Source organism: Campylobacter showae CSUNSWCD (assembly GCF_000313615.1).
Taxonomy (GTDB): domain Bacteria; phylum Campylobacterota; class Campylobacteria; order Campylobacterales; family Campylobacteraceae; genus Campylobacter_A; species Campylobacter_A showae_A.
This window is the reverse complement of the sequence record NZ_AMZQ01000001.1, coordinates 1-25,260: the sequence shown is the minus strand read 5'-3', so window position 1 is coordinate 25,260 and position 25,260 is coordinate 1. Positions and strand designations below refer to the sequence as shown.

Annotated in this window: 20 protein-coding genes and 1 pseudogene; 2 read left to right on the top strand and 19 right to left on the bottom strand. The window is 46.6% G+C overall.

Annotated elements, in window-relative coordinates:
- Nucleotides 1-552 precede the first annotated feature (552 nt).
- The 16 genes and pseudogenes from CSUNSWCD_RS11590 to selA all read right to left on the bottom strand — a co-directional run.
- Nucleotides 553-930: pseudogene (locus CSUNSWCD_RS11590) on the bottom strand (TonB-dependent receptor domain-containing protein); the annotation flags it as partial.
- 45 nt (nucleotides 931-975) lie between these two features.
- Entirely contained in the window at nucleotides 976-2,406 is a 1,431-nt protein-coding gene (locus CSUNSWCD_RS00110; RefSeq protein ID WP_009492334.1) for a TonB-dependent receptor, read from the bottom strand.
- Nucleotides 2,407-2,829: 423 nt separating this feature from the next.
- On the bottom strand, nucleotides 2,830-3,423 hold the full coding sequence (locus tag CSUNSWCD_RS00105; protein WP_009492330.1) for a complement resistance protein TraT: 594 nt from the start codon (nucleotides 3,421-3,423) through the stop codon (nucleotides 2,830-2,832).
- A gap of 109 nt (nucleotides 3,424-3,532) precedes the next feature.
- Nucleotides 3,533-4,030, bottom strand: a complete 498-nt coding sequence (locus CSUNSWCD_RS00100) for a TlpA family protein disulfide reductase (RefSeq protein ID WP_009492328.1) — start codon at nucleotides 4,028-4,030, stop codon at nucleotides 3,533-3,535.
- A gap of 13 nt (nucleotides 4,031-4,043) precedes the next feature.
- Complete coding sequence (locus CSUNSWCD_RS00095) at nucleotides 4,044-4,781, bottom strand: ABC transporter ATP-binding protein (protein WP_009492326.1); 738 nt, start codon at nucleotides 4,779-4,781, stop codon at nucleotides 4,044-4,046.
- Nucleotide 4,782: 1 nt separating this feature from the next.
- Nucleotides 4,783-5,922, bottom strand: a complete 1,140-nt coding sequence (locus CSUNSWCD_RS00090) for an ABC transporter permease (protein WP_009492324.1) — start codon at nucleotides 5,920-5,922, stop codon at nucleotides 4,783-4,785.
- Nucleotides 5,909-7,189, bottom strand: a complete 1,281-nt coding sequence (locus tag CSUNSWCD_RS00085; protein WP_009492322.1) for an ABC transporter permease — start codon at nucleotides 7,187-7,189, stop codon at nucleotides 5,909-5,911. Before CSUNSWCD_RS00085 ends, CSUNSWCD_RS00090 begins: the two co-directional genes overlap by 14 nt.
- A complete protein-coding gene (locus CSUNSWCD_RS00080) occupies nucleotides 7,186-8,553 on the bottom strand; it encodes a Fe-S-containing protein (RefSeq protein WP_009492320.1) in 1,368 nt (455 codons plus the stop codon). The genes CSUNSWCD_RS00085 and CSUNSWCD_RS00080 overlap by 4 nt, the downstream gene beginning before the upstream one ends.
- 66 nt (nucleotides 8,554-8,619) lie before the next feature.
- Nucleotides 8,620-9,141 carry an iron transporter gene (locus CSUNSWCD_RS00075; protein WP_009492319.1) on the bottom strand — a complete coding sequence of 174 codons (522 nt, stop codon included), beginning with the start codon at nucleotides 9,139-9,141 and terminating at the stop codon, nucleotides 8,620-8,622.
- A gap of 75 nt (nucleotides 9,142-9,216) precedes the next feature.
- Nucleotides 9,217-11,193, bottom strand: a complete 1,977-nt coding sequence (locus tag CSUNSWCD_RS00070; protein ID WP_009492317.1) for an FTR1 family iron permease — start codon at nucleotides 11,191-11,193, stop codon at nucleotides 9,217-9,219.
- 201 nt (nucleotides 11,194-11,394) lie between these two features.
- Nucleotides 11,395-11,955 carry a formate dehydrogenase FDH3 subunit beta gene (gene fdh3B, locus CSUNSWCD_RS00065; protein WP_002948963.1) on the bottom strand — a complete coding sequence of 187 codons (561 nt, stop codon included), beginning with the start codon at nucleotides 11,953-11,955 and terminating at the stop codon, nucleotides 11,395-11,397.
- Between the two features lie 10 nt (nucleotides 11,956-11,965).
- Nucleotides 11,966-14,926, bottom strand: coding sequence for a formate dehydrogenase subunit alpha (locus tag CSUNSWCD_RS00060; protein WP_277418896.1), 2,961 nt, complete (start codon nucleotides 14,924-14,926; stop codon nucleotides 11,966-11,968).
- An 11-nt stretch (nucleotides 14,927-14,937) separates the two neighbouring features.
- Nucleotides 14,938-15,147, bottom strand: coding sequence for a twin-arginine translocation signal domain-containing protein (locus CSUNSWCD_RS00050; RefSeq protein ID WP_002948952.1), 210 nt, complete (start codon nucleotides 15,145-15,147; stop codon nucleotides 14,938-14,940).
- Between the two features lie 334 nt (nucleotides 15,148-15,481).
- Nucleotides 15,482-16,189, bottom strand: coding sequence for a thioredoxin fold domain-containing protein (locus CSUNSWCD_RS00045; RefSeq protein WP_009492301.1), 708 nt, complete (start codon nucleotides 16,187-16,189; stop codon nucleotides 15,482-15,484).
- A gap of 59 nt (nucleotides 16,190-16,248) precedes the next feature.
- On the bottom strand, nucleotides 16,249-18,069 hold the full coding sequence (gene selB / locus CSUNSWCD_RS00040; RefSeq protein WP_009492299.1) for a selenocysteine-specific translation elongation factor: 1,821 nt from the start codon (nucleotides 18,067-18,069) through the stop codon (nucleotides 16,249-16,251).
- Nucleotides 18,066-19,391 (bottom strand): L-seryl-tRNA(Sec) selenium transferase, encoded by a 1,326-nt coding sequence (selA, locus tag CSUNSWCD_RS00035; RefSeq protein ID WP_009492296.1) that lies wholly within the window; start codon nucleotides 19,389-19,391, stop codon nucleotides 18,066-18,068. Before selA ends, selB begins: the two co-directional genes overlap by 4 nt.
- 161 nt (nucleotides 19,392-19,552) lie before the next feature.
- Between selA and CSUNSWCD_RS00030 the strand changes: the two genes are divergently transcribed.
- The gene (locus CSUNSWCD_RS00030; RefSeq protein WP_009492294.1) at nucleotides 19,553-21,223 is read left to right on the top strand and encodes a 4Fe-4S binding protein; all 1,671 of its coding nucleotides are present in this window, start codon (nucleotides 19,553-19,555) and stop codon (nucleotides 21,221-21,223) included.
- On the top strand, nucleotides 21,216-21,935 hold the full coding sequence (locus CSUNSWCD_RS00025) for a TorD/DmsD family molecular chaperone (protein WP_009492292.1): 720 nt from the start codon (nucleotides 21,216-21,218) through the stop codon (nucleotides 21,933-21,935). The genes CSUNSWCD_RS00030 and CSUNSWCD_RS00025 overlap by 8 nt, the downstream gene beginning before the upstream one ends.
- An 881-nt stretch (nucleotides 21,936-22,816) precedes the next feature.
- Here the strand turns inward: CSUNSWCD_RS00025 and CSUNSWCD_RS00015 are convergent.
- The 3 genes from CSUNSWCD_RS00015 to CSUNSWCD_RS00005 all read right to left on the bottom strand — a co-directional run bounded on the left by CSUNSWCD_RS00015 (nucleotide 22,817) and on the right by CSUNSWCD_RS00005 (nucleotide 25,124).
- Nucleotides 22,817-23,515 (bottom strand): MqnA/MqnD/SBP family protein, encoded by a 699-nt coding sequence (locus CSUNSWCD_RS00015; protein ID WP_009492287.1) that lies wholly within the window; start codon nucleotides 23,513-23,515, stop codon nucleotides 22,817-22,819.
- Between the two features lie 389 nt (nucleotides 23,516-23,904).
- Complete coding sequence (locus tag CSUNSWCD_RS00010) at nucleotides 23,905-24,453, bottom strand: NAD(P)H-dependent oxidoreductase (protein WP_009492281.1); 549 nt, start codon at nucleotides 24,451-24,453, stop codon at nucleotides 23,905-23,907.
- A 233-nt stretch (nucleotides 24,454-24,686) separates the two neighbouring features.
- Entirely contained in the window at nucleotides 24,687-25,124 is a 438-nt protein-coding gene (locus tag CSUNSWCD_RS00005; protein ID WP_009492279.1) for a DUF3137 domain-containing protein, read from the bottom strand.
- Nucleotides 25,125-25,260: the final 136 nt, after the last annotated feature.

Sequence of the window (25,260 nt, the reverse complement as noted above, 5' to 3'; positions counted from 1 at the left end):
TCTTGTTATGGGGAAAGGGGCTTGAATTACGCTCTGCTAGCAGCTCTCAAAGAGAGTGCAAGCACAAGGCGAAGCGAAGCTAGCAAAATAGCTCCCTTTGTTGTTCACCTTTCTCTTTACTTTGGGAGAGGAAGGGGTTCTACTTACGGTCTGCTTGCAGCTACGAGCGAAGCGAAGTAGAGCGTCGCATTCCTTTGCGTCGTGCTACGCACTCGCAACTGCCAAAGGCAGACCCTCTCCCGTCTGCTTGCAGCTGCTAGCGCAGCGACGCAGAAGCCCTCTCCAACCCCACTGCACGTTAGAGGTAGCGACACTGCTTTGCTGACGCAAAGCGTCGCAAATTTAAATTTGCATTTTCAAGATGCGGGTCTGGGCGAGTAAAATTTGTAAATTTGACCTCAAATTTGAATCAAAAAAATAAGGCGAAGTATCGCGAGATGATTTTTGGGGTTTTGAAGTTAAAATTTGACGATGATAAGGCATATGGCCTACCCAGTCAAATTTTAACAAAATCCACAAAAAGCACTCGTGAGACGAGCCGCCGCTCAAATTTTAAAAACTAGAGTGGAAGCTAACAAACACCGCCCTCCCCGGCGCATGCACCACCGCAGGATCTAGCGCTCCTACGTGCTCGCCGCTGATAAACTCGGCGTAATCTTTATCAAAGATATTTGTGACCCCAAGCCTCACGCCCCAGCTGTTTTTAAACTCAAATCCGCCGTAAACGTCCATCGTCGTAAAGCTCCTAGCCGCTTCGCGCTTGTCGATGCCAAAGCCGGTGGTTTTATCGAAATCTCCCCTATTTTGCTTTGCTACGTAGCGTACCGCCGTGCCGATGTTGTAGCTGCCAAAGCTCGCGTAGTCTTTGTAATCAAAGGCCAAATTTGCCTCAAACGGGCGAATTTGATAGAGTGGTCTGCCGTCAGTTTTGTTTTGTCCGTAGTTGTAAAATAGCGATGTTTTTAGCCCGAAATTTCACGCGAAATTATACTCGCCGCGCAAATTTACGCTGTAAATCCTAGCGTCGACGTTGCGCGTGATGACGGCGTTTCTGTTTATTGGCGGTGTGGATGAAGCGGCATGACGGCGATCGTAGATAACCAGATCCTGCGCGTCGTCTGCGATAAAGTGCCCGCCCACGCTAAAGCTATCCTCGCCCTGACGCGAACTTAAGTAATCTTTATAAAATTCACTCTTGTAAGTAAAGCCCAAATTTACGCGGTTGTGGCGCTCCGGTTTTAGCAGCGGGTTACTCACCCAGCCGTTATTCATCGGACCGTAAAGCGTGTTAAATCGCTCCATATTGCCAGGTATGCGCTGCAAGCTCTCAAGTACCGCGTAGTAGCTATCTAGCTCGTTTGGCGTGAAGTCATATTTTAGGCTGGCGCTTAGCCCGTCTTGTTTGACGCTACCGTCAAAATCATATCCGTAAACGCTACGGACAAGCCCCTTTACCGTCCGAAGCGGCGCGGCAGGCGCAAAATAAGGCTCATTTAATCCCTTTAAATTTGACCTCATCCAGTCGTAGTTTAGAGCTAAACTAAGCTTGTGAAAGTCGTTAAATTTATAGCTTAGCGTATCAAAAATCCTCGTTCGTTTATTTGTCACGTCGGCAAACCTATATCCGTTAAAAACCCATCCGCCGGGCTGCCTCTGATACCTTTTGCCCTCGTGATTATCGTGCTGATAGCTGATGCCCGCAAGATTGTGAAAGTCGCCAAAATCAGCGTCGTATTTTAGCTCGGCGTCTACGATTTTTCTATCTATCTCGACCTTGACCGTCTGAGCCGCGCTTCTTAGGCGGTAGTTGTCGGCATTTCTGCTCACGTCGCGTAGCATTAGCTCGAAATTTAGCGTATTTGATAGATCCTCCGCGCCGATGCGAGCGTTAAATTTACCGACGTATCGCTCGGTTTTAACAGCGTCCATTAGGTGGTGAGGTTGCTTGTCGTCGTCGATGTTATCGTGCACGAGCGTAAATCTAAACTCGCTTAGCTCGCTAGGCACGAAGCCCACGACTGCGCTTTGCCCCTGCCTAGCGTAACCGTAGTTCCACTCCCTGCCGCCGCCGTCTTTGTAGCGGTTGGCTTTAGAGAAATTTGTGTTTAAAATCGTGTAGAAATTTGCGCCGCGGTACTTAAAAAGTCCCGAGCCGTAAAACGTCCTGCCGTAAAATCCGCCAGCAACGTGAAATTTATCCATAGAATTATCAAGCAAATCCGTCACGAAAAAATAATCATCCCTGGGCGTGCGGTCAAATTGATTTTCAGCAAACGCGCTTTGAGCGATGTTTGGCGTATAAGGCGGAGGAGGCGTAAAATCCTTTACCGGCTTTATGACGTCGGGATTTGCGCCGTTTGCAAATAGCGCCGTCGCAGCCGCAGCCAGACTGATAGCTAGTCTCATTTAGTATCCTTTATGATAATTTTGATTTTTTGTATCATAATTATATAGAAAAATATTTGAGTATTTCTTGATTTTCGTTAAGATAAGATTTATAAATTTTGCGCGACTTGGTTTGCATACGACGGCAAATTTGACGCTAGCGAAGTTAAATTTGATAAAAGTAAATTTTAGGCAAAGAGAGAATAGCCTAAATCGATACGTTAAATTTAAAAACTCAAATTAGCATTTTCAAGGTGCGGTCTCGATGGGTAAAATTTGGAGCCGAAATTTGCAAATTTGTCTTCAAATTTGAACGTAAAACGATAAGGCGAAGTATTTTTGTTCTAGACGAGGCACTTTTAAATTTGGCGACGGGAGTTACCATGTAGGTAATGACCGAGCCAAATTTAAAAGTAACGAAGTATAGGGCAAAAAGACAAGCCGCTAAGGATAAAAGAAACTAAGTATCTGCGTCGCTGCCTTTTCTTCTATGTATGGGATTATATAACTTGGCGAATAAAGATTTTGCCCGCTTTCGATCTCGAGATTTGTCCTTTGTTCGCTGCCGTTTGCGCGGATCATCACGCTGATATAGGCTCTATAAAGATAATAATCCGTCCTATCGTAAAAATCATCGTCAAACGGGTCGCCAAAAAGCATGCCAAAGCCCATGCTTCGCGTGCGCCCGTAGCTGCCAAAGCCATATCCCATATTCATATAAACTCGCGGGCGTTCGCGTCGCTCAAGGCGCTGTAAGCTCGCAAAATCGCCCATTATTACGATATCTGCGCTCTTTTGATCCATGCTTTGAGTAAAGCCGTTTTGCAGTAACTTGTTTCGCACGGTATTTTCTAGCGTGTTTGCGTAGCCTGAGGAGTTTTTAAAGTAAACGTAGACGCTACGAGGGGCTTTTTTCACGTCGCCGTTAGTGATAAAAATCGGCATCGTGCTTCTAGCGTAAAGCTCGGGCGTGCGCGGTTCGCCGCAACCTACGAAAAAAATCGCAAATAGCAAAATAGAGAAAATTTTTAGTTTCATTTCGCGTCTCCTAGCTCAAATTTGACCGCCGCAAATTTAACGCGGACGGGTCAAATTTAGGATCAAATTTAAGTGTATTTTACTACTAAATCTTTACATTTGAGTAAATCTATAATACCAGTTTGATCTCGTTTTCAAGAGTAGCTTTTGGAGTGAGTCCGATGAAGCGCTTTTTGAGATTGCCCTCGCCGTCAAAGACGAAGATCGCAGGCACGCCCATCACGCCGCCAACTGCTTTGCTGAAATAATCGACCGAAATTTTATCGCTAATCACGTCGTAGTCGATATGGTGCTGCCTAACCATGTCGATATCTTTATCAAATCCAAGGCTGGGTCCAAATATCCCGTAAACGCCGAATTTGTCCTTAAGCTCGGAGTAAATTTCATTTACGATCGGGGCTTGCGCTACGCAGGCGCCGCAAGAAGTACCGAAGAAAAAGAGCATATAAGGCTTGCCGTCCGTTTTGAGCCGTCTGCCCTCGGGGAAATAGTGCGTATCTACGCCCTTTGGCGAGTTTAGGCTGATGTGGTGTTTGTCAAAGCCGCTATTTCCACAGCCCGCGATCATCACCGCCGCAAAAACTAAAAATATATATTTTTTTATCATAATTTTCCCAAATTTAAACCGTCGCAAAGGCGGTTTGACCCTTTGGCTCGCTTGCTAGCCTCTCGCATGCCTCCGCACGCTCACCATCGCTCACGTAGTGGATGTTTTCCATCTTGCCGTGCCTTAGATAGACGATCTTGTCGCCAAACTGCCCAAGATCCGGGTTGTGAGTGATGAGCAGGATGGTTTTGCCCTCGCTTCGCAGCTTTTGAAATAGCTCCAAAACCACGCGTTCGTTTGCTTCGTCTAGGTTGCCAGTCGGCTCGTCGGCTATCAAGATATCAGGATCGTTGATGAGAGCGCGCGCGATGCACAGACGCTGCTGCTCGCCGCCGCTAAGCTGGCTAGGTCGGTGATCTAGCCTGTGTCCTAGTCCAACCCGCTCGAGCGCCTTTTTAGCGTCCTCTTCGTCTACGCTGCTGTGATAGTACTGCGCTATCATCACGTTTTCGACGCAGTTTAGGTAGGGGATGAGGTGAAACTGCTGAAATATCAGCCCGATCTTTTCGCGGCGAAATTTGAGCGTCTCCTCGTCGCTAAGCCTGCTAGCGTCATCTCCGCCTAGCGTGTACGTGCCGGCTGTGGGCTCATCCATCAGCGAGAGGATATTTACCAGCGTACTTTTACCGCTGCCGCTTGGGCCCATTATGCTAACCCACTCGCCGGCGTTTACGTCAAATGTAATACACTCTAGCGCCCTTACTTCTCCGAATCTTTTTTCTATCCCGTTTAATCTTATCGCGTATTGCATATCATTCTCCTCTTAAAATATCGGCCATCTTGTTTTCTAGCGCCCGTTTGATCGGATAGATCGAGGCTACGCCCGCAAAAACGAGCGAGATCGCCATCGCTATCGGTATGCTCATAAATCTAAAATCTATGCTCGAATCAAAAATCGCGTAGCCTAAAATTTGCGCCAAGCCGTAGCCTAAAATAGCGCCTACAAAAGCCGCCGCAAACGCCGTAACGAAGGTCTCGACGCCAAACAAATTTAATACATTTTTCTTACTAGCTCCCAGTGCTCTAAGCAGCGCGATCTCTTTTGAGCGCGAGAACAAAATCGCGCTTAGCGTCGTGTTTACGCACATCGAAGTAATCAGCAAGATCACAAAGCTAACTAGCGCCATCAAAAGCTTAATCTTATCTAAAATCAGACCCTCTGATTTTGAAATTTTAGCCACTGGTTTAACCGAAATTTGCTCGTCGCTAAGGCTCTTGCCAAGCTCGCTTATGTAGTCAAATTTGCCCGTCACTACGGCTTCGGCGTAGTTTAGCGTGTTTGGCTCGTTTGCTATCTTTTGCGCTAGAGGCAGCGAGATGATGAGTAGCGAGTCCTCTTTGTCGCCGTCTTGCACGATGCCGCGGATCTTTACCTTTTCGCCTGCATTCGCGCCGATTTGCCTCACTTCAATCACGTCGCCGACCTTAAATCCGCTTTGTTTGGCTAGATCGGTGCCGATTAGCGCGTTTCTCTCGTCAAAATCTAGCGTTATGCCCTGACCTTCTTTAACCTCTAAAAACGGCTTAACCCGCATTAGATCGCTAAATTTGACGCCCATAGCAATCGCAGTCGTTGGGCCTATGTTTACCTGCGTGAAAAGGTATCCGCTCTGTCCGATTAGCTTGTCGCTTGGGATTTTGGCGATCTTTTCGTTAAATTTAGCCTCGTTTACCGCGTCGCTAACGGGGTCTGCTGGAGCAAAAACCACGTTTGCGCCGTAGCTTTTTAGCTCCTTGGTTACTTTTGAATCGATATCTAGATACACGTTTACAAACGCCGCCGTCACGCACGCGCCAAGCAAGATAGAGACGATGATGACGCCGACTCTAGCCGCGCCAAAGCGCAGACTTTTAAAGATGACGTTATAAAAAAAGCCCTTATTTGCGATCATATAGCACCTCCGCAGGCAAGAGTTTAACGACGCTTCTCATCGGCACGAGTGAGCCCGCGATCGAGATAAGAAGCGCAAAAGCGATACTAAGCGGAAGCACGATCCAAGCGATGCCGATGCCGTAGCCAAAGATACTGTAAGCGATTATGTAGCTTAGCGCGTAACCCAAAAACGCTCCCAAAATGCCCGCAAAAAACGCCACGACTAGGCTTTCGCTCGCAAAAAGGGCGTAAATTTCAAAGTTGCTCGCACCTATGGCTTTTAGTAGGCCGATCTCTTTTTTACGTCTGTAAATTTCGCTAGTCATCAGCGATGTAATGCCGATAGAGGAGACCGCAAGCGCGATGACGCTAACGATACCCATTAGGCTTTGGATTTTTTTCACGATATTACTCTCGGCGTCGCTTACCTGCATCATCGCCTTTGCCGCTACGCCCGCGTAGTTCTCCTCGATCTGATAGGCTATGGAGCTAACGTAGGCCGAGCAGTACCACATATCGTACTCGGCGCTGTCTAGGTTGTCTAAATTTCGCCTGGCCTTGACGGAGAGGTCGTTTTCCGGGATCGTCATTGCTGAAACCTCGGCTTTTGAGTATTGCCCCGGCTTGCCTAAAAGCTCCTGGGCTAGCTTTAGCGAGGTTACGATCTTATAGCTCTCTTCGCCGGCTCCTTTTAGCACGCCTGCGATTTTTACGCTACGTCCGTTTAAATTTAGCTCGCCGCCGACGCTCAAATTTCGCTTTGCCGCTAAATTTTCGCCTACGAGCACGTTTGTTACGTCGTCGTCCTCTATCCATTTGCCATCAACCGCCCAAAAACCAAATAGCGTTTTCACGCCAGTTTTAAACTCGGGCTCGTCGGCCACGTTTGCAAATTTATCAAACCAAGTGCCCGTGATTTGATATTTTTCTCCGCTAGCGTCCTTTACCTCGCCGTTTAGAAACGGAGCAAAAGCCACGATGTTGTTTCGCCAGAAAATTTCCTTGATCTTATGCAAATCCTCTTCGTTTAGGTAGTTTTGCGATTTTAGCGGAGTGAAGTTTTTACCCTCGATCTCGATGGCTAGCGCTTCGCCCTTTGGCAAGACGACGATGTTTGAGCCGTAGCCGCGCAGCTCGCTAGCGATCTGATCACCGATTTTTAGCGTGATATTTAGCATACAAGCGATCAAAACCGTCGCCAAAAGTATGGTGATAAAAGCCATACCTTTTTGCACCTTCGAGCCGGTGATCGAGCTTTTTATGAGCCTTAGTTGCATATTTTTCATTTTAAAGTCCCGTTCGTGTCGACGTATTTTTCAGGGTTGGCTTCAAATTCCGCCTGAGTTTTTTCGTTTTCAAAGAAATACGTCCTGTTGTAGTATAAATAAGATTTCGAGCCGATGTTGCTTACTTTTTTGCGGCTTACCGGATCTAGCACCATTTTTTCGACAACTTTTGAGAAGTAGTTCGCACCGCTTTGGATGGTATCGAGCGTTACGGTTACGAATTTGCCGTCAAATTCAAAAGGCATAGGTATCGGGTTGCAGCCGCCCTCTTTGCCGACTGACGGCAAGAAAATGCGTACATTGCACGAGATGCAGATGAGATCGCCGCCCTTTTTAACGTAGCCCATATCGCCGCATATCGCGCACGCGTCAAAGACGATGATCGGCGAAGCGCGGTCTGAAAAGCGGTTTAAAAGAAAAAACCTTATCTCCCTGCCCTCGTCGTTTATATAGGCGTAGCGGTGAAGTTCGTTGTCGGCGAGTTTTTCGACGTCAAATTTAAACTCGTTGTTTACGGGCTCTACGATGATAGGATCAGAGATCTCGGGCGGCTTAGATGCGTGCAGGTCGTAGTAAAGCCCAAAAATTAGAGCCGTGACGACGATCGCCGCACTACTTTTTGAATTTGCCGCCATAAAATTTCTAGCCGCGTTGTTAAATCTAAATTTATTCGAGCCCACGACCGATTTTACGAGTGGGGCGGGGCGTTTTTTGAAATTTATAACCGCCAAAACTAAAACTAAAAAGATGAAAAAATACTGCGAAAAGGTCGTATAGTAAATGCCCTTAGCCACGAGCGAGAGCGCCCACGGATACGTAGGTATCATGCCCGCTCGCATAAACTCAAGCCCCGTGTTTGAAAGAGCCTGCACTATCAAAACTGCAAGAAAAAGAAGCGAAAGCGTCCATAAGACGTGCTTGCATAGGCATTCTTTTAAATTTGAAACGACGAAAAACAAAATCAGTAAAAGCAAAAACGCAAATATCATCAAAAATAGGCTGATAATGGACTGCGTATCGAGTAGCTCGCCGGCAAATACCGGAAAATTCGCGCTAGCGTGAGCGTAGGTTAAACCATAGCCCGCACCGAGAGCGAAAAACGTTATCATCTTTGCAGGGTTAAATTTGATAAAAATCCAAAGCGCGCTAACTAGCAAAAATACCAAAGTAGCCGCATCAAATGCCATTTTCACGCCTACGTCGTGAAGCGTGAGTCTAGCGATCTTAAAAACGACTATGCCAGCTGCTATACCCAAAACCGATGGTAAAAACAGCGCTTTTAGGCTCTTTTTGTCGTTGTTTAACGCTGCAAAAAGTATAAATCCCAGTAACGATGAGATAACTTGGACGAAATATATAGACATGATCAGCCCTGTAATTTGAGAATTTTGAATAAAATTTAGAGCGGACTTAGCCGCTCTAAGCCCGAATTATTTAGCAGGCGCTCCAGTATATTGGAATTTATAAGTCGTAGTGAACGGCTCGAACCATTTACCTACGCCTGTTTCTTTGTCCGCATGGCGACCGAAGCCTTGTTTTTCAGGATTTTCTATATGAAATTTTAGCTCGTAGTTGCCCACGCCGGCGTCCATTTTTAGGTTAGCGCCGTAGTGAGGACCGTCGCTTGCAACCATAGGCATAAATGTTCCTTTTTTAACTTTGCCGTTATCAAGGTTTTTTAGCTCATAGTTGATTTTTAGATACGGTATCCACTCGCCAGCACCAAAGCCGTTTTTGTTGCCTTCGATAGCGTGGATGTCAGCCTCCAAGTGGATGTCAGCTTTGCTTGGTGCAAGGTCGATGCCTTTTGGCTCCATGTCAATCGGCTCTAGATAAACCGCAGCTATCTCCATTCCGTTGATCTCTACCGGATCGCCGATAGGAAACTCGCCTGCAACGGCAACTGAAGCAGCAAGGCTAAATGCCAAAGCTGTTTTAACAAATTTGTTCATACTTTCTCCTTTAAATTTGGTTTGCAAATTTGATTTTACATCTTTCGGAAACCTGCGAAAATAGGAAAGTTAAATTTAAGCCTCTTTGGCTTGCTTTCTTTTCATTATAACGATACCAACGACCAAAGCCGTGATCATCAAAATCTGTGGTATCAAGCTCTCATAGTATGGCTTCAAGCCAAACCAGTCGCCCATCCATTGCGGGAATTCTAGTCCGTTTATGATAGTCGGAACGAAAATTTTACCCTCAACCAGCTCCATCACGCCCTTGCCGACAAAGACGATCGACATATAAAAAATGATCGCTGATGTAAAGATGAAAAACGGCTTGATGGGAATTTTGATAGAAAATTTCTTAAACACAAAATACACAACAAGCAGTATCACAAGACCGATGACAAAGCCAGCGCCGATAGCCGAGTAGCCACTACTGTCTTTGGCGTCAAAGATAAGCGACTGGTAGAAAAGCACTGTCTCTGCGCCCTCTCTAAACACGGCTAAAAATACCGTCCACCAAAGTGCCGCAGTCGATTCATTTTTTAAAGACTCGCTGACATGAGATTTGATATATTCGTTCCATTTTTTCGCACCTGTGTTTGATAGTAGCCAAAAGCCAACGTAAAAGAGTAGCCCTGTGGCTATGAGCATGACGATGCCCTCCATCAGCTCGCGCTTTTGACCGGCTGCTTGACCAAAGATGACGTTCATGATCCACGCCATGACAAAGCTCAAAACGACTGCCACGCCGACCGAGCTATATACGACGTTGCCCATTTTGGCGTTATTGCCAGTTTTTATTAGGTAGGCAACGACGGCTGCTACGATGATGAGAGCCTCAAAGCCCTCGCGCAAGATAATAGTAAATGCCGAGATAAATAAAAACCAAGGCGAAGTCGGAGTGCTGGTTTTGCCCAGAGCCGTGTTTAGCTGGTCGCTCATAGTGGCTGCGGCGGCTTCTATCTTATCCACGCTTGCGCCCGATTTCATCAGAGCCGGGATAGCACCAAAGCTTCCTTCGATAGCGGTTTTTAAATTTACATCGCGAGCTCCGACGCTGTTTTCCATACCGCTGCCTTCAAACTCGTCAAAATATAAATCCTGCACGTCAGCGATCGCCTTTTGGACGTTTCCAGCCTTGTAGTCTTGTATCGCTTCTGCGATCTTGGCATTGATATTTGCGACAACTTGGGTAAAGTCTGTCGCGCCACTATCCTCGCCATCATCAGGCAAGGTTACATTTGTAGCCAGCACGCCAGAGTCGGCAGGCAGCTTTGCTACGGTTTCCAATATGATCTTATCAAGCTCTTCTAAATTTGACTTTAACACATCAGCTGCGACGTCGCCGTTTATCGCGATGATCGCCGAGCCCATTCTTTTTTGGATGTCGCCATCTATACCCTGCCCGCCATCTACAAATTTACGCACGGCCTCTTCGAGCTTGGTGTTGCGATAAAGCTCAAATTTAGCCTTGTTGTTTATCGCTTGTTTTGCGGCTTCTTTATCACCCTTTTCGTATGCGGCGGACGCGGCGTCAAGGGCTGATTTTATATCATTATAAACGACTTGCCAGTGTGGCTCAATGTTTGTGCTCGCTGTTTGCGTGGTGGCTGGCGCATTCGCGTCGGTAGCGGTATTTGCGGCAGTGTCAGCATTTTTTGGGTCGGAGTATTCGGCTACAAGCTTGTGTCCTGAATTTATGATAGGCAAGACCTCGTCCATCTCTTTTGAGAGATTATCCATAATCGCTTGTATCTCTTCGACTGGCTTTTTGGCGACGATGGCTTTTCTTATATCGCCAAATTGCTTCTCCATCGCATAGGCTTTTTTCTGTCCTAAATTTATCCTTATGCCAGCTTCTATATTTTCAAAATGCCCAAAATACGCGTTTTGCGTGGTGGTTTTGGCTTCGTCGATCTTGCCGTCCTTGTACTGCTGCATGATACTTACGAATGAATCTTTTATGCTCTGTATCTCGGGGCCATAGTCGGCGTCCTGTGCATTTAGCATAAAGGGGATAAACAAAGCAAGTATAAATTTCAAAAATTTGCTCATAAAAAACTCCGATAAAATATGTTTTATGCGGCTATTTTACCATTTCAAAACTTTAGCAAAAATAAAAACGGATATCAAGTATCAATCTTATCAACAAGCTATATTTTTTGATTATCAGATTGATCCGACTTTGAAATTTGAGTAAATTTAAGAGGTAAAATTTGAAAGAAAATTCGGGAGCGAGTCGCCCCCGAATTTGAGTTAGATAGTAGTGCCCGCTTGTCTTAGCATAACGCGTTTGCGATATACGTTTGACACGTCTGCGGCATCGCCTACTAGTAGCGCGTTCGTAGCGCAAACGGCGGCGCACATAGGGACTTTGCCCTCTGAGATGCGGTTTTGACCGTACATATGAAGCTCCTCGTGAGAGTTCGTCTCCTCAGGGCCTCCTGCACACATCGTGCACTTATCCATAGCGCCCTTGATGCCGAATGCTCCGTCTCTAGGAAACTGCGGCGCGCCGAACGGACACGCATATAGGCAGTATCCGCAGCCGATGCATTTGTTTTTATCGTGGAGCACGATACCGTCGGCTCTGATGTAAAAACAATCCACCGGGCACACCTGCTCGCAAGGAGCGTCGGTGCAGTGTTGGCAGGCTATCGTAGTCGATACTTCCTTGCCCTCTATACCGTCGTTTAGCGTGATGACCTTGCGGCGGTAGAGCCCCACCGGGAGCTCGTGAGCCGAAGAGCAAGCGACCTGGCATCCAAAGCAGCTGATACATCTGTTTGTATCTACGAAAAATTTCATTCTTGCCATCTCTTACTCCTTAGACTCTATTTTCGCCGTATTCGTGGAAGAAGGTGTTAAAGCCCTCTCCGTCGGCTTTTTCTATCCTGCAAAGTCCGGCGTTAAATTCCGAAATTTGAGTAACCGGGTCAAAGCCGTAGTTTGTTACGGTATTAAAGCTCTCGCCGATCGTATAAGGCTTAGTGCCCTCAGGATAGCGGTCTTCTAAGCTCACGCCTTGCATAACGCCCGCGAAGTTATACGGCATACAAATTCTATCCGGCGTAACCATCTGAGTATGATAGCAGCGAACCTTGATCTTAGTGCCTTGCGGAGAGTGGATCCACATCATATCGCGATCTTGGATACCGTATTTTAGAGCAAGCTCAGGGTGGACGTTAGCAAACATCTCAGGCGTGATTGCCGCTAGATATTTACTCGTTCGCTCGATCATACCAGCGCCGCTTAGATTTACTAGGCGCAATGTGCTAAATACGATAGGGAATTCCTTACTCCAGTCTTTTGCTTGCTGCTCGGTTTTAAATTTAGTCTCTACGCGGAAATTTCTAGCCTGATCGTCGAAAGTCGGGTATTTTTGCACTAAATCCCAGCGCGGAGAGTGGATAGGCTCGCGGTGTTTAGGGATCGGATCTAGGAATTCCCAAACGATCATTCTTGCCCTTGCGTTACCAAACGGCACTACGCCTTTTTCGCGGCATTTTTCTAAGATAAGTCCGCTGTGATCCGTGCTCCAAGTAGCTCCCATCAGTCTTTTCTCTTCTTCGGTTAAGGTTATGCCTAGGACTTTTTCGATATTTTCTTTGGTAATTTGCGGATAGCCGCCTTTTACGTCCGATCCTACTAAAGTCGTATCCTCGCTAGCTAGCTGACTAACGCCGTTATGCTCTAAGCCGAAACGATTTCTAAATCCGCAACCGCCCTCTGCGTAAGACTTGCTCATATCATAAAGTATCGGCGTACCAGGGTGTTTTTCGTCCCATGCCGGCCAAGGCTTACCGTAGTATTCGCCTTTTACGTCGCCGCCGATACCCATTAGCGTATCAGGGTCGAAATTTTGCCAGTTAGCCTGATGTCTTCTAAACATTTCGGCTGTTCTACCGGTGTAGCCGATAGATTTACCCATGCGAGCTATCTCGTTTGTAGCGTCGTCAGGCCATACGAAGTCGTCTTTAACTTGTTTTGGCTCGTGATTAACGGTCGCCATCTTCATGCCTTTTACGTATTCGTCATAAAAGCCGAATTTTTTAGCAAATAAGAACATGACCTCGTGGTCGGCCTTACTTTCGTAAAGCGGCTCAACGACTTTTGTTCTCCACTGACCAGAGCGGTTAGTCGAGCTTATATGACCTTCGTTTTCAAACGCAGTAGCCACCGGAAGTACGTAAATTCCGTCTTTTCTATCTGAAAGGATCGCAACTTCGTTTACAAATGGCTCCGCAACCACTAGCATATCTAGTTTGTCGACGGCTTGCTGAATTTTTGTAAGGTGAGCCATAGAGGTGATACCGGTTCCTTGAACCCAAAGAACGCGAAGTTTACCGCTAGTAAAAGTCTTTTCCTCTTTTAGAACGCCTTGCCACCATTTTGATAGCGACCAACCCTTTTCGTTTCTCCAGTTTCTATCCTCTGGATTTTGCGGATCGTGATAAAAATACTCTTCAAATACGGTATTTTTTACCGGAGCGCCACCCTGTTTCGGCTCTTTTGTCGAAACCGCAAATCGTTTGATAAACTCGTCGTAATCAACGCCCCAGCCTTTGCAGTAGTATTTCCACGAAGCATCGCTTAGTCCGTAATACATAGGAAGAGTGTCTGAAAGGTTACCCATATCGGTAGAGCCCTGAACGTTATCGTGACCGCGGATGATATTACAGCCACCGCCAGGTTTACCCATATTGCCTAGGATTAGTTGAAGGATAGGTAAAATTCTGGTATTTGACGTTCCTACCGAGTGCTGAGTGATACCTAGAGCCCAGATAACCGTTCCTGGTTTCGTATGCGCCATTATATTAGCAGCCTCTATGAGTCTATCTACCGGTACGCCGGTAACGTCCGAAGTAAGCTCAGGAGTCCAGTGTTCAGCCTCTTTTCTAACCTCTTCGATACCATAGGTTCTGTTTTCTAAAAATTCTTTATCTTCCCAGCCGTTTTTAAGGATAATGTGAATAAGTCCATAAATAAGAGCCACGTCCGTTCCTGAACGCTGACGCAAGTAAAGATCCGCGTGCGCAGCCGTTTTAGTAAAATTCGGATCCGCTACGATTAATTTTGCGTTGTTTCTATCTTTGGCTTGCAACATATGCTTCATACCGCCGACAGGATTTGCTACAGCCGAATTCGCACCGATACAAAAGATCGCTTTTGAATTTGCCGTCATATCTCCGAAGTGATTCGTCATCGCGCCATAACCCCAAGTATTCGCCACACCGGCGACTGTTGCGCTATGTCAAATGCGTGCTACGTGATCGTTGCTGTTTGTGCCCCAAAACGCCGCAAATTTACGGAAATAGTAGCTCTGCTCGTTGTTAAATTTGGCTGAACCTAGGAAAACTACGCTATCAGGACCGTCTTCTTTACGGATTTGTAGCATCTTATCGCCGATTTCGTTTACGGCTTGTTCCCAGCTGATGCGCTCCCATTTTCCGTTTACTTTTTTCATCGGAAATTTGATGCGTTGTTTTGATTTCGTAAGGTCGATCTGATCGATTCCCTTAGAGCAGTGCGAGCCCTGAGAGATCGGGTGAAACATCGCCATATCTTGACGAACCCATACTCCGTCTTTTACCTCGGCTTCTATACCGCAGCCAGCCGAACAAATAGAACAAATCGTTCTAACCTTTTTTGAACCTTCGTAAGGATTTTTTATCTCCTCGTTGGTTGCCTTTCTAAACGTCTCGTTTTCGCCAAATGCCATCGTGCTACCGGCACCAAGAGCGGCAAGCTTTAAAAACGAGCGTCTTCCTATGCGTGAATCACTCATGGTTTTCTCCCTTAGTAAGCGATCTTATAGTAGTATTCCCACTCTTTGCTTTTTTTGTAAAGCACCTCTTTTTTGCTCGACTTGCCGACAACTACGCCGTTGTCGTCAGGAGCAAGCTCGTCGCTGGTCGGTTTTGCGATAGCTGCAGCGGCCAATACAGTCCCGCCTACCGCGCCGACCTTCAGAGATTTTTTGAGAAAATCTCGTCTTGATCCTTGCATGTTTTCTCCTTATTAATCTCAAATTTGAAATTTTTGAGACGTTTTTAGAAAGATATTGTTCAAATTTTGCACATTTCCTAGGCGTAGTGCGCCTTACAGGCGCGTATTTTAGGACACTAGCATATTTTAAAATATCACTGTGCAAATTTAGCATATTTTGAGAATAAATGAAGTAAAAATATTAGATTAATTATGAAACTTAATAAATAGTTAAGATAACCTGAAATTTAGCTTAAATTTCAATACTACATATCAAGTTATAAAAGTATATTTTATGAAAATTTAGGGCTTTTGAGCCAAATTTATCAAATTTAGCTCAAATTTGCGTTAGATGTTATTTTTGAAGGTCGCTTAAATTTACTATGAAAGGCACGGAGCGAACGCCGGCGGCAGAGTATTTTTGTCTTAAATTATCCATCGCTTTAACGTCAGCATCGCTAACGGCGCCGTCTGCTACCTTATAGTCGTCCGCGAAATATTTTCGTAAAATTTTGATCTTGTCGCTATCGGTTTTTGCGCTTGCGGCATCTTTATAGATCAAAAAGCTCTTTTGCAAAGACGAAACGTCGTGAACCGGAGTTAAGATTAGCTTTACGTTGCTTTCTTTTAGCGTCGATTCGATCTTTTCAAGCTCTAGGCGGCAGTATGGGCATTCAGGATCCGAAAACATCACGATAGTAGGCTTTTTAGAGTCGTTTCCTAGAGTGATGATGTTTTCTTTTTGCTCGCTTTTATATACTTTTGAGATGTTTTTCGCCGCTATTTCCTTTTTTATCTCTTGCAGGTAGGCTTTTTGTGCCTTTAGGTCGATGATATCAGGGAAAAGTAGGTCGCCTTTAGTAAAGATAACCTCGTCTTGGCTGACTTGACCGTTGCTCAAATTTACCACGACCGCTTCGATTCCGTCGGTTAACGGTTTGCGCTCAGTTACATTTACTTTCACGCCCTCGCCGACCATCTGCGAATAAAAACCGACTACTTGCTCGTTTGACGCAGCAAACATCGCGCAGGCCGCCATTAGCGACAAAACTATTTTTTTCATTTCATTCCTTTTTAAAAATTTGCGCGGATTATATTAGCTTTTTATAAATAGATAAAAAATCACGCTTTTAAAACTCTGTCCGTGCCGTTTTTTACTATATTTGGATCCAGATCAAGCTGCTCTAGATAGGCGATTACGTATTTTCTACTCAAATTTAGCGCCTCTTTCGCGTTCGTTACGTTTACGGATCCTTGCGCGGCGATGATGGCTTTTAGCTTCGCAAGCGCCTCGTTTAGGGCTTTTGACGTTACGAAAAGATTATGCGCGAGCCTCACCACGCGTCCGATGCCAGTTAGCTTTTTTAGCGCATTATCGCCGCTAACGCGGTCTATCTCAAGCTCGTCGTAGATGTTATAGGGCGCCAAGGGAGCCAAATTTCCGCTTTGCAAAATTTCGTAAATTTTCTCCTCGAGCCTGATTTTTAGCTTGCTCATATCCACGCCGGTTTTGGTGTAGACGCCGTCGTTTTTAGCGATCATGCCCGCGCTTTCTAGCTCGTCAAGCGCCTTTTGAGCGATATTTTCGCTAGCCCACGAGAGCTTTAGGCTGATGCTCGTAGCCGAAAACACCGCAAATTCGTTTTTTTCTATCATAAATTTTACCGCGCTTTTTATCCTATCGACCGCGCTTAGATCATAGATATTTAGCGCCTTTTCATCGACGAATACATTTGGTGCTTGCTTTGCGATAGCAACGGCTTCCTCGTGATTTAGCCCGAAACGCTGATAGGCCGATATGATGCCAAAGCCGTTTTTATGCGTATCTTTTAGCATCGCAAAGGCACTTACGAAATCTTTTTTGAGCAGCGAGCTTAAAAACGAAATTTTGCTTGATTTTTTCATCGGCTCGCTCACGGCGTTTAGCACTCTGCCGCCGCCTATGACGCGGCCGTTTGCGATGAGCACGAACGGCTCGTCAAATTTTAAAAACATATCCCTTTCAAATTTAAATGTCGCAAATATCCCGCTGTCTTTTTCGCTGAGGATCAGCGCTTTTGCGGGTGCGGCCTTTGCGCCGACGCAAAACGTCACGCTCTGCCCATGCGTTAGCTCTCGGGCGAAAACGATCGCGTCTATCTCGCGAAATCCTCTAAAAAAGCCCTTTTTACTGAGCAGTTGGCCTTTTTTTAGATCGTTTAGCTCGATTCCCGTCAAATTTAGCGCCACGCGGCTGCTAACTCCCGCGCGGTCGACGAAATTATCGTGACTCTGCACGCTTCGCACTTGCACCTCTTTGCCCGCGTCATAGTTAAACAGCTTCTCGTTTTTCGTTACGCTGCCCTCTATCACGGTGCCCGTGACTACGTTTCCGATACCTTTTAGGCTAAAAACGCGGTCGATGTAATACCTAAAAACGCCATCTTGCTCGCGCTTGGCCGCCTTTAGCGTGAAAAGATAATTTCGCAGCTCATCAATGCTCGCGCTATCTTTAATGCTAACCGGGAAAATCTCTAAAATTTGCAGATTTTTGTAGTTTTGCGCGGCGGCGTAAATTTCGCTCTTTCGCTGCTCTATTAGCTCCGCGCTAGCTAGGTCGCATTTGGTTAGTGCGACGATGAGCGAGCGAACGCCAAGGATATTTAAAACTTCCAAATGCTCCAAAGACTGCGGCATAAGTCCGTCATTTGCCGCCACGACGAAAAGACACGCGTCAAATCCGTACGCGCCGCTGATCATCGTTTTGATCAAATTTTCATGTCCCGGCACGTCGATAAAAGCGATATTTTCGCCGTTTTTGCTCAAATTTGAAAAGCTAAGATCGATCGTGATACCGCGCTTTTGCTCCTCCTCGAGTCTGTCGCCCTCAAAGCCGTTTAGTTCCTTTATCAGCGCCGTTTTGCCGTGGTCAATGTGCCCGGCCGTTCCTATTATTAAGCTCATTTTTCATCCGTTTCGTTGATTTTTTCTATCAAATTTTGCACATCCGCGTCCAGCACGCTGCGAAGATCGAGCAAAAATTTGCCCTCCTCGATGCGGCCGATCACGAGATTTTTCCTAAATTTAGCCTCGTTTTCGTTCGCGTTTCCTTTGACGGCCAGCGCGAGGCTAGGTATGCGTTTGTTTGGCATCGTGCCGCCGCCTACGAAGGTCGTCGTGCGCACGATTTCAAGCGGAGTTTTTAGCTGTGAGTTTATGAAATTTGCCGTGTTTTCCAGCTCATCCACGCTTTTATAGAGCTGCTTTACCGTCGTGATAAGCTCAAATTCGCGGTTTGCGTAGGCTTTGACGCTTTCAGCCAAAATTGAGATGATCACCTTATCCACGCGCAGCATTCTTAGCAGCTGATTTTTCTTTAGCTTTGCGATGAGCCCCTTTTTACCTAGGATTATGCCGCACTGCACGGAGCCAAAGAGCTTGTCGCCGCTAAAGCTAACGAGCGAGGCGTCTTTTAGATTTTTTAGATTAGGCTCGTTGCGCTCTAGACCGTATGGCAGCTCACCGTAAAATCCGCCGCCAAGATCAAAATAATCAATGAGATTTCGCTCTCTTGCTAGCGCGCTAAGACCCTGCATCGCTACTTCCTCGCTGAAGCCCACGATGTCGAAATTTGACCTATGCACCTTTAGAATCAGCTTTGAGTTTTCGTTTATCGCGTCCTCGTAGTCGCGCAGATTGGTTTTATTCGTCGTGCCCACTTCGCGCAGGATCGCACCCGAGTTTGCCATAACTTCGGGCACGCGAAAGCTCCCGCCGATCTCGACTAGCTCGCCTCTGCTGATGATAGCTTCGCCGCCTTTTGAGAAGGTATTTAGCACCAAAAATACGGCGCTTGCGTTGTTGTTTACTATGACGGCGTCCTCAAATCCGAAAAGCTCCGCCAGCAGCCCGCCCACGTAGTCGTAGCGGTTTGAGCGGCCGCCCTTTTCGACGCTGTACTCGAGGTTTGAGTATCCCGTGATAACAGGCTGAGCTCGGCGTAAAATTTCAGGATCGATCGCGCTACGGCCGAGGTTTGTATGGATGATGACGCCGGTTGCGTTTATTAGGCCTCGCAGACTCAAATTTGACGCCTTTTCGTACCTTGCGAGCGTATTTTGGACGATCTCGCCTGACTCTGGGCAGTTTTGTCCGCCTAAAATTTGCGCGCGCAGGCTCTCTAGCTCGGCCCTAGCGACCTTGGTCAGCAAGCTAATATCAAGCCCGAAAAATCGCTCATTTTTTATAAATTTATCTATCTGCGGGAGTTTTCGTAGTTCGTTCAAATTCGCTCCTAGTAAATTTGTGTTACCGAGCGCGATTTTAGCATAAATTTGGATAAATCTAATCTTATTAAAAAAAATAAATATAAAATTTCAGAGCCTATTAATGCCTTTAGTATTAAAATGCGCTCAATTTTGATAACGCGTAGCGCGGGGAGAAAATCATGAAAGAATTTGGTTTTTACAACGATTTTGACGAGAATTTGATACTAAACGAGCAGATCGAGATAAACGGCGAAGGCAACTATCTCGTCTCAAATTCGCCCAAACTAAAGGCAAGCGTCGTAGCGCCTGAGATAAATTTTTATCTAAAAAACACCGCAGACTCGGTGCTGGATAAGGCTAAAAACACGCTTTTGCTTTATGAGGCAAGAGCCAGCGCCTTTGACCTAGCGCGCGACATCGACTACGAAAAACCCGTCGGCAAAAACGTCGTTATCGTTAGCAACGGCGGCCGCGAAAATTTGGCGAATTTGCTAAAGGAAAAAGGCTTTAAAACCATCGAGCTAACGCATTTTGAGATCAAATTTATCTACGGAGCAGCAGGCGAGCTAAGCGTGCTAGTGCTGCGCCCGGACGGCGAGTTTGAGGTGGACTGCGACTTTTTCCTCGTAGAAAACGCACGCGAATACATGCTAAAACAAAGCGGCTGCTACGAGATCGCGGGCAAAAGCGATGACGAGATCGCCGCGCTGCTAGACGCGCAAAGCCCGAAATTTAAATTTAAAAGCCACGTCCACTACGACTCCACGATCTGCCAGTACCACGAGCGCAGACACGAGATCTGCGGCAGATGCGTCGAGGCCTGCCCTACGGTCGCGATCCTAAAAGAGGACGAGACCAAGCACCTAGTTTTCTCCCACATCGACTGCATAAACTGCGGCGGCTGCGTGAGCGTCTGCCCTAGCGGCGCGCTTGATTACTCCGATATGCCAAGAAATTCATTTGCCCAGATAGCCAAACTCTACCGCGGCCGGATCGCGCTCGTCGTACCCGCAAAGGCAAATTTAGAAAACCTAAGCGTAAATTTACCCGCAAACGTGCTGCCTTTTGCCATTAGCGGCGAGAGATTTTTGAGCGAGACGCATCTGCTTACATTGCTTCAAGAAAGCGGCGCGCAGGTCGTGATCTACGAGAAAAATATCGGCAAAGGCACCAAAGACGCGGTGGATATTTTAAACCAAATTTACGAGCTCAAATTTAACGAAAAAGCCGTCCTCGTCGCGCCAAACGAAGACAAGCTAAAAAGCGCCCTATCTCAGGCTAAATTTATCGAGGGCTCGCAGCACTCCGTCACCGAGTACGCACTGCCTAAGCGCGAAATTTTCGCCAAGCGCCTAGAGTGGCTTGTGGACGGGCAAAATTTAGGCTCGGTTAGCACCACCGAGCTCATCAGATACGGCCGCGTCGAAATAAACCGCGACACCTGCACGCTGTGCCTAAGCTGCGTGGGAGCCTGCAACGTCGCTGCACTAGTTGCGGACAAGAAAACAAACTCCATCCTCTTTAACCCGAGCGTCTGCACCGCGTGCGGATACTGCGAGCTTAGCTGCGCGGAAAAAGACACGATATTTTTACGCCCGGGCAAGATCGATCTGGAGCCTAGTTTCTTTACGTTTAGCGAGCTAGCCAGAGACGAGCTTTTCGCCTGTATCGAGTGCGGCAAGGAGTTTGCGACCAAAAAGGCCGTCGAGAAGATCGCCTCGATCATGGAGCCTAGATTTAACGGCGATAAAGCCAAGATAAAAGCGCTGTACTGCTGCTCGGACTGCAAAGCCAAAGTAATGATAAAAGCGCAAATGGATCAAATGAGAGAAGAGGTTTTAAATGGATAATAACTTAACTAAAGCGCGCGCGTATTTTTACGAGTTTTTGGCCTATCCGCTGTTTTTTCACGTGCAAGATACCAAATTTAACCGCTGGCGCGAGCAGCTAGCCTACCTAGCGACTAGTCCAGTTACGCCCCAAAGCGAGGCCGCGTTTGCAAATTTGGCAAAATTCGACTTTGAGAAATTCGCTAGAGAGCAAAACGACGTGCTTTTTGACTTTTCTTACTCCAACATCCCGCTAAACGCCTCGTTTTACGAGGACGGGCGCGACGACGGCGCGGCTAGGCTGCGAGTGATCGAGTGCCTGAAGCTAAGCCCGTACCGCAGAGACGCGAATGTCTGCAAAGACAGCGAGGACTACGTCGGATTTATATTTTTAGCGACGGCGACTTTTTTGCGCGATGAAGCAGCCGGCGCTGCAGATATCAGCAGCAAGCTATTTACGGACGTTACGAATAAATTTATCGACGAATTTATCAAATTTTTATCCTCTCACAAAAACGCGGACTTTTTCGCCTCTTACGCAGCTATCTTGCGCGATTTTATCGAGCTTGAGCGCGCGGTGCTAGGCGTGGAGGCTCCTCCTGCGCCGGTCGGAGACAGCGCTGCGGTAGCCTCGATGAAAAAAGAACCGTTTCAAAGCAAGATGCCTACGGCCAAAACTAAACTCCGCTGGGAGGAGTTCTCGCCCGTCATCTCGCAAGAGTTCGACGACTGAGGCTTGCGCGCTTAAATTTGCTTGCTAGGCTCGTGCCGGCAGGCAAATTTAACTTGCCCGAGTCGCCCGAGCGGCCGTTTTCTCGTCAAATTTGCGCTTTAAATTTAGCTAGAAAAACCCGTCCGTTTTCGGCGCAATTTTTTAGCCTCTTTAACCCGCCTAAATTTACTCCCGCATTTTCCAAATTTCCCATCCAATTTCACTCAAATTTAACCGCCCTTTGGCTACTATTTCGTAAATTTTATTTACAAAAAGCCGTCTCGCCCACTCACTTCACCGTTACCGCCGATACCAAAATAATCCCAGGCTAAGAGCTAAGCAAATACGTAACGAAAGAAGAGATTGAGGCTTTTGACGAAACAACTTGAGAAATGGCATAAACGCTTTTAATGCCTTGATAAATTTAGGAGCTAACATCAAAACAAAAACATTCCTACGTAGTTGTGGCTAAGAAAATTAGAAAAACATCGCGCCGAGCCAGACAGAACTTTTTAGAGCGCAAGATTGTTTATAACGTGGTCAAACGAGCAAACTAAAGTCAATTCCATATTTGCTATAAAAAAGGACAGGCAGACAAGCGGCAAATGCTCGGCATATAGAGAAGGTAAAAAGGTAAATTCGGCCGAATACAATTTGAGCTCGCGGCGGGCGTAAATTTAAATTTAAGCGGGTAAATTTGACGAGAACGACCGTAAATTTGCCTGCCAAATTTCAAATTTAACCAAATATTGTTAACTTCTAAAAAATGCGTCGCTTAAAGTGATTAAAATTTAGCGCTATGCGGCGGTTAGGCTTTAAACTACGGCATTTGAGGCGACTGCGAAAGTCGCCCGAGATAAAAAGGCAAATTTAAAAAGCGGCGCGTTAGAGTAAATTTGAGCTTACTTCTCGTCTCGCGCCAAAAGCTTCGCCGTGCTCCCGTTTTTTCGCACTTCTTTGAAAAATATCCGCAACGCCTTTTGCTCTTTCGCGCCGATTTCGTAGCTGATAAATTTGAGATACCATTTGATATCGTCCGCGCTGATGCCTCTGGTTTGGGCGTATTTGGCGAGGATGTAGTTTGGGATTTTGATATTTGCTCGCAAAAACTCGCGCGCCAGCCGCTCATACGCGCCGCGCCCCTTCACGCAGGAAAATCGCCCGAAAACAAACGGCAAGCCCGTCCGCTCGCGCCACGCCCGCCCCAAATCAAAAAACGTCTCCTCGCCCTCCCGCAGATACGCCTTTAGCGCGCGGTCGCCGATGAGCACCTCGCCCTCAAGCCCCAGCACTTCGGCTAGCGCGTTTGAGCTCGCAGACGCGGGGTCGGGACGCGCGGCGGTGCCCTTTCGCACGAGTACGCTTTTGACGTCGCCTTTTGCGACGATACCCAGACTCACTTTTTTATAGCGTTTTTTGCGGCTTTCGATGCTTGAGACCACGGCAGCGTCGATCCTTCGGCAGCGCAGATCACGGTTTAGTTTGCTTGGCACGCCCTTTTTAAATTCGATGATTTTTTTATCCTGCGAGCTTAGGCGCGAGCGCTTTAAAAATACGTGAAAAGGAAGCAAATTTAGATAATCAATCTTGCCAAAAATCATAAAAACTCCGAATTTATAAGGATTTGCGCCGTTTTAAAACGACCAAAATTTAAAGCCAAATCCCAATGCGTAAAAATTTCATAAAACCAAAATCACCGCTCGCGGCAAAAGATACGGTCGCGAGCTTTTCTGCGATACCGCAAATTTGACCAATCCGCGCCGTAAAATACATCCGCCCCAAAGCAACGCACCAAAAAGGTGCGGGTCTGGGCCGCCTAGCAAAACTCGCCCAAAAAACTACAACGCAAAAGCGTCAAAAACACGCCGAACCGCTCGCTCAAACCAAAGCGGGCATTTTACGCGGTTAAATTTGAAAAAGCGGCGACTCCGCGCAGAAAATCGCCGCTAGAAAAGCAAATTTAAGCTCGCAAGCGCGCTATTTTGCTTCGTTAAATTTGATATTCGTGCTCTTCAAGCTCGTCGTTTAAGAGCTTCGTAAATCTCGCTGCATGCGCCTCTATCGCGCTATCTGGCACGCCCGGCTCCACGCCGCAGCTAGCGAAAATCCGTCCGTAAACGAGCTCGCAAAAGTTCGCGCAGCACTGAAGCGGCAGCAAAATCTCGTTTAGGGTAAATTTGATCGCGCCGTGCTTGGAGTATTCGCCCAGTCCGCCACCCGCGCTAACGGCGATTTGTAGCTGTTTGCCCGCGATCTTCGCGCCATCGCCGTAGGCAAAGCCGCGGCTAAGCACGTAGTCGATGTATGCCTTTAGCATGGAGGGCACGTTAAAGCCCATCATCGGAAACAAAAACACGATGCGATCCGTGCGCAAAAACGCCTCTTGTTCAGCCGCGACATCGATTTTTAGGGCGTCGGTGCCATATAGTCCCTCTAGGTGGCGAACCTGGGCGCCTGCGCTTTTAGCGGCGTTTGCCAGCGCCTTGTTTAGGCGAGAGGCGGCGAAATTTGGATGGGATAAAACTACTAGCGTTTTCATTTTGGCTCCTTTTTTGATAAATTTTAGAGTATTTGCGCTTTGGGGGCGTTAAATTTAAGCTGATTAAATTTGCTGATTTTTAAACCTCGCCTCAAACCGCAAAAGTCTTATTTTTGAGAAATTATATCATCAAAAGCCTAAAAACGGATTAAGGCTAGCGACTAGCATATTAGCTGATTCATAAATTCTCGCCTTAACTTTGCCTGCAAAAACCGCAGCCGTCAAATTTGCCATCACTTAAAAATCTCAAGGCGTAAATTTAACTCGTCTATGATAGATAAAAGTTCTGAAATTTCCTTTTTTATCTGCTTTACGTCATAAAGGCTCGGCGGCGGCGAAAAGAGCGTCGTCTCAAATTTGTTTTTCGCTCCGTTTAAAAATAGATAAAATTTATCATCCATAAACGCCACGCTCACTCCCATCTCTCCTGCAAATTTTATCTTGAACTCTCTCAAGCACTTCATAAACGCAGGCGTCAAAAGATATCTTGCTTCGACCTTGTCGTCTGTAAAAACTCTAAATTCATCGTTAAAAAGAGTATCGTCCATCTGCTCTTTTTTGCCTATAAATTTAGTATTTAGCGTGCGGCTTGCGACTATCGTTTGCCCGCTAAAATTCTTGTAAAACTCGCAGACTAAAACCGATCTGCCAAATGTCTGCATATCCTTCATAGCCTCCCTTGTACAAACTATCACTAGGGGGAATGAAAACTTCTCATAGTTTATGATACACATGACTTCGTGAGATTAAACTTGATATCGTTTGGAGATAAATTTACGCCGCGAAGGTGCGGGTTTGGCGGACAAG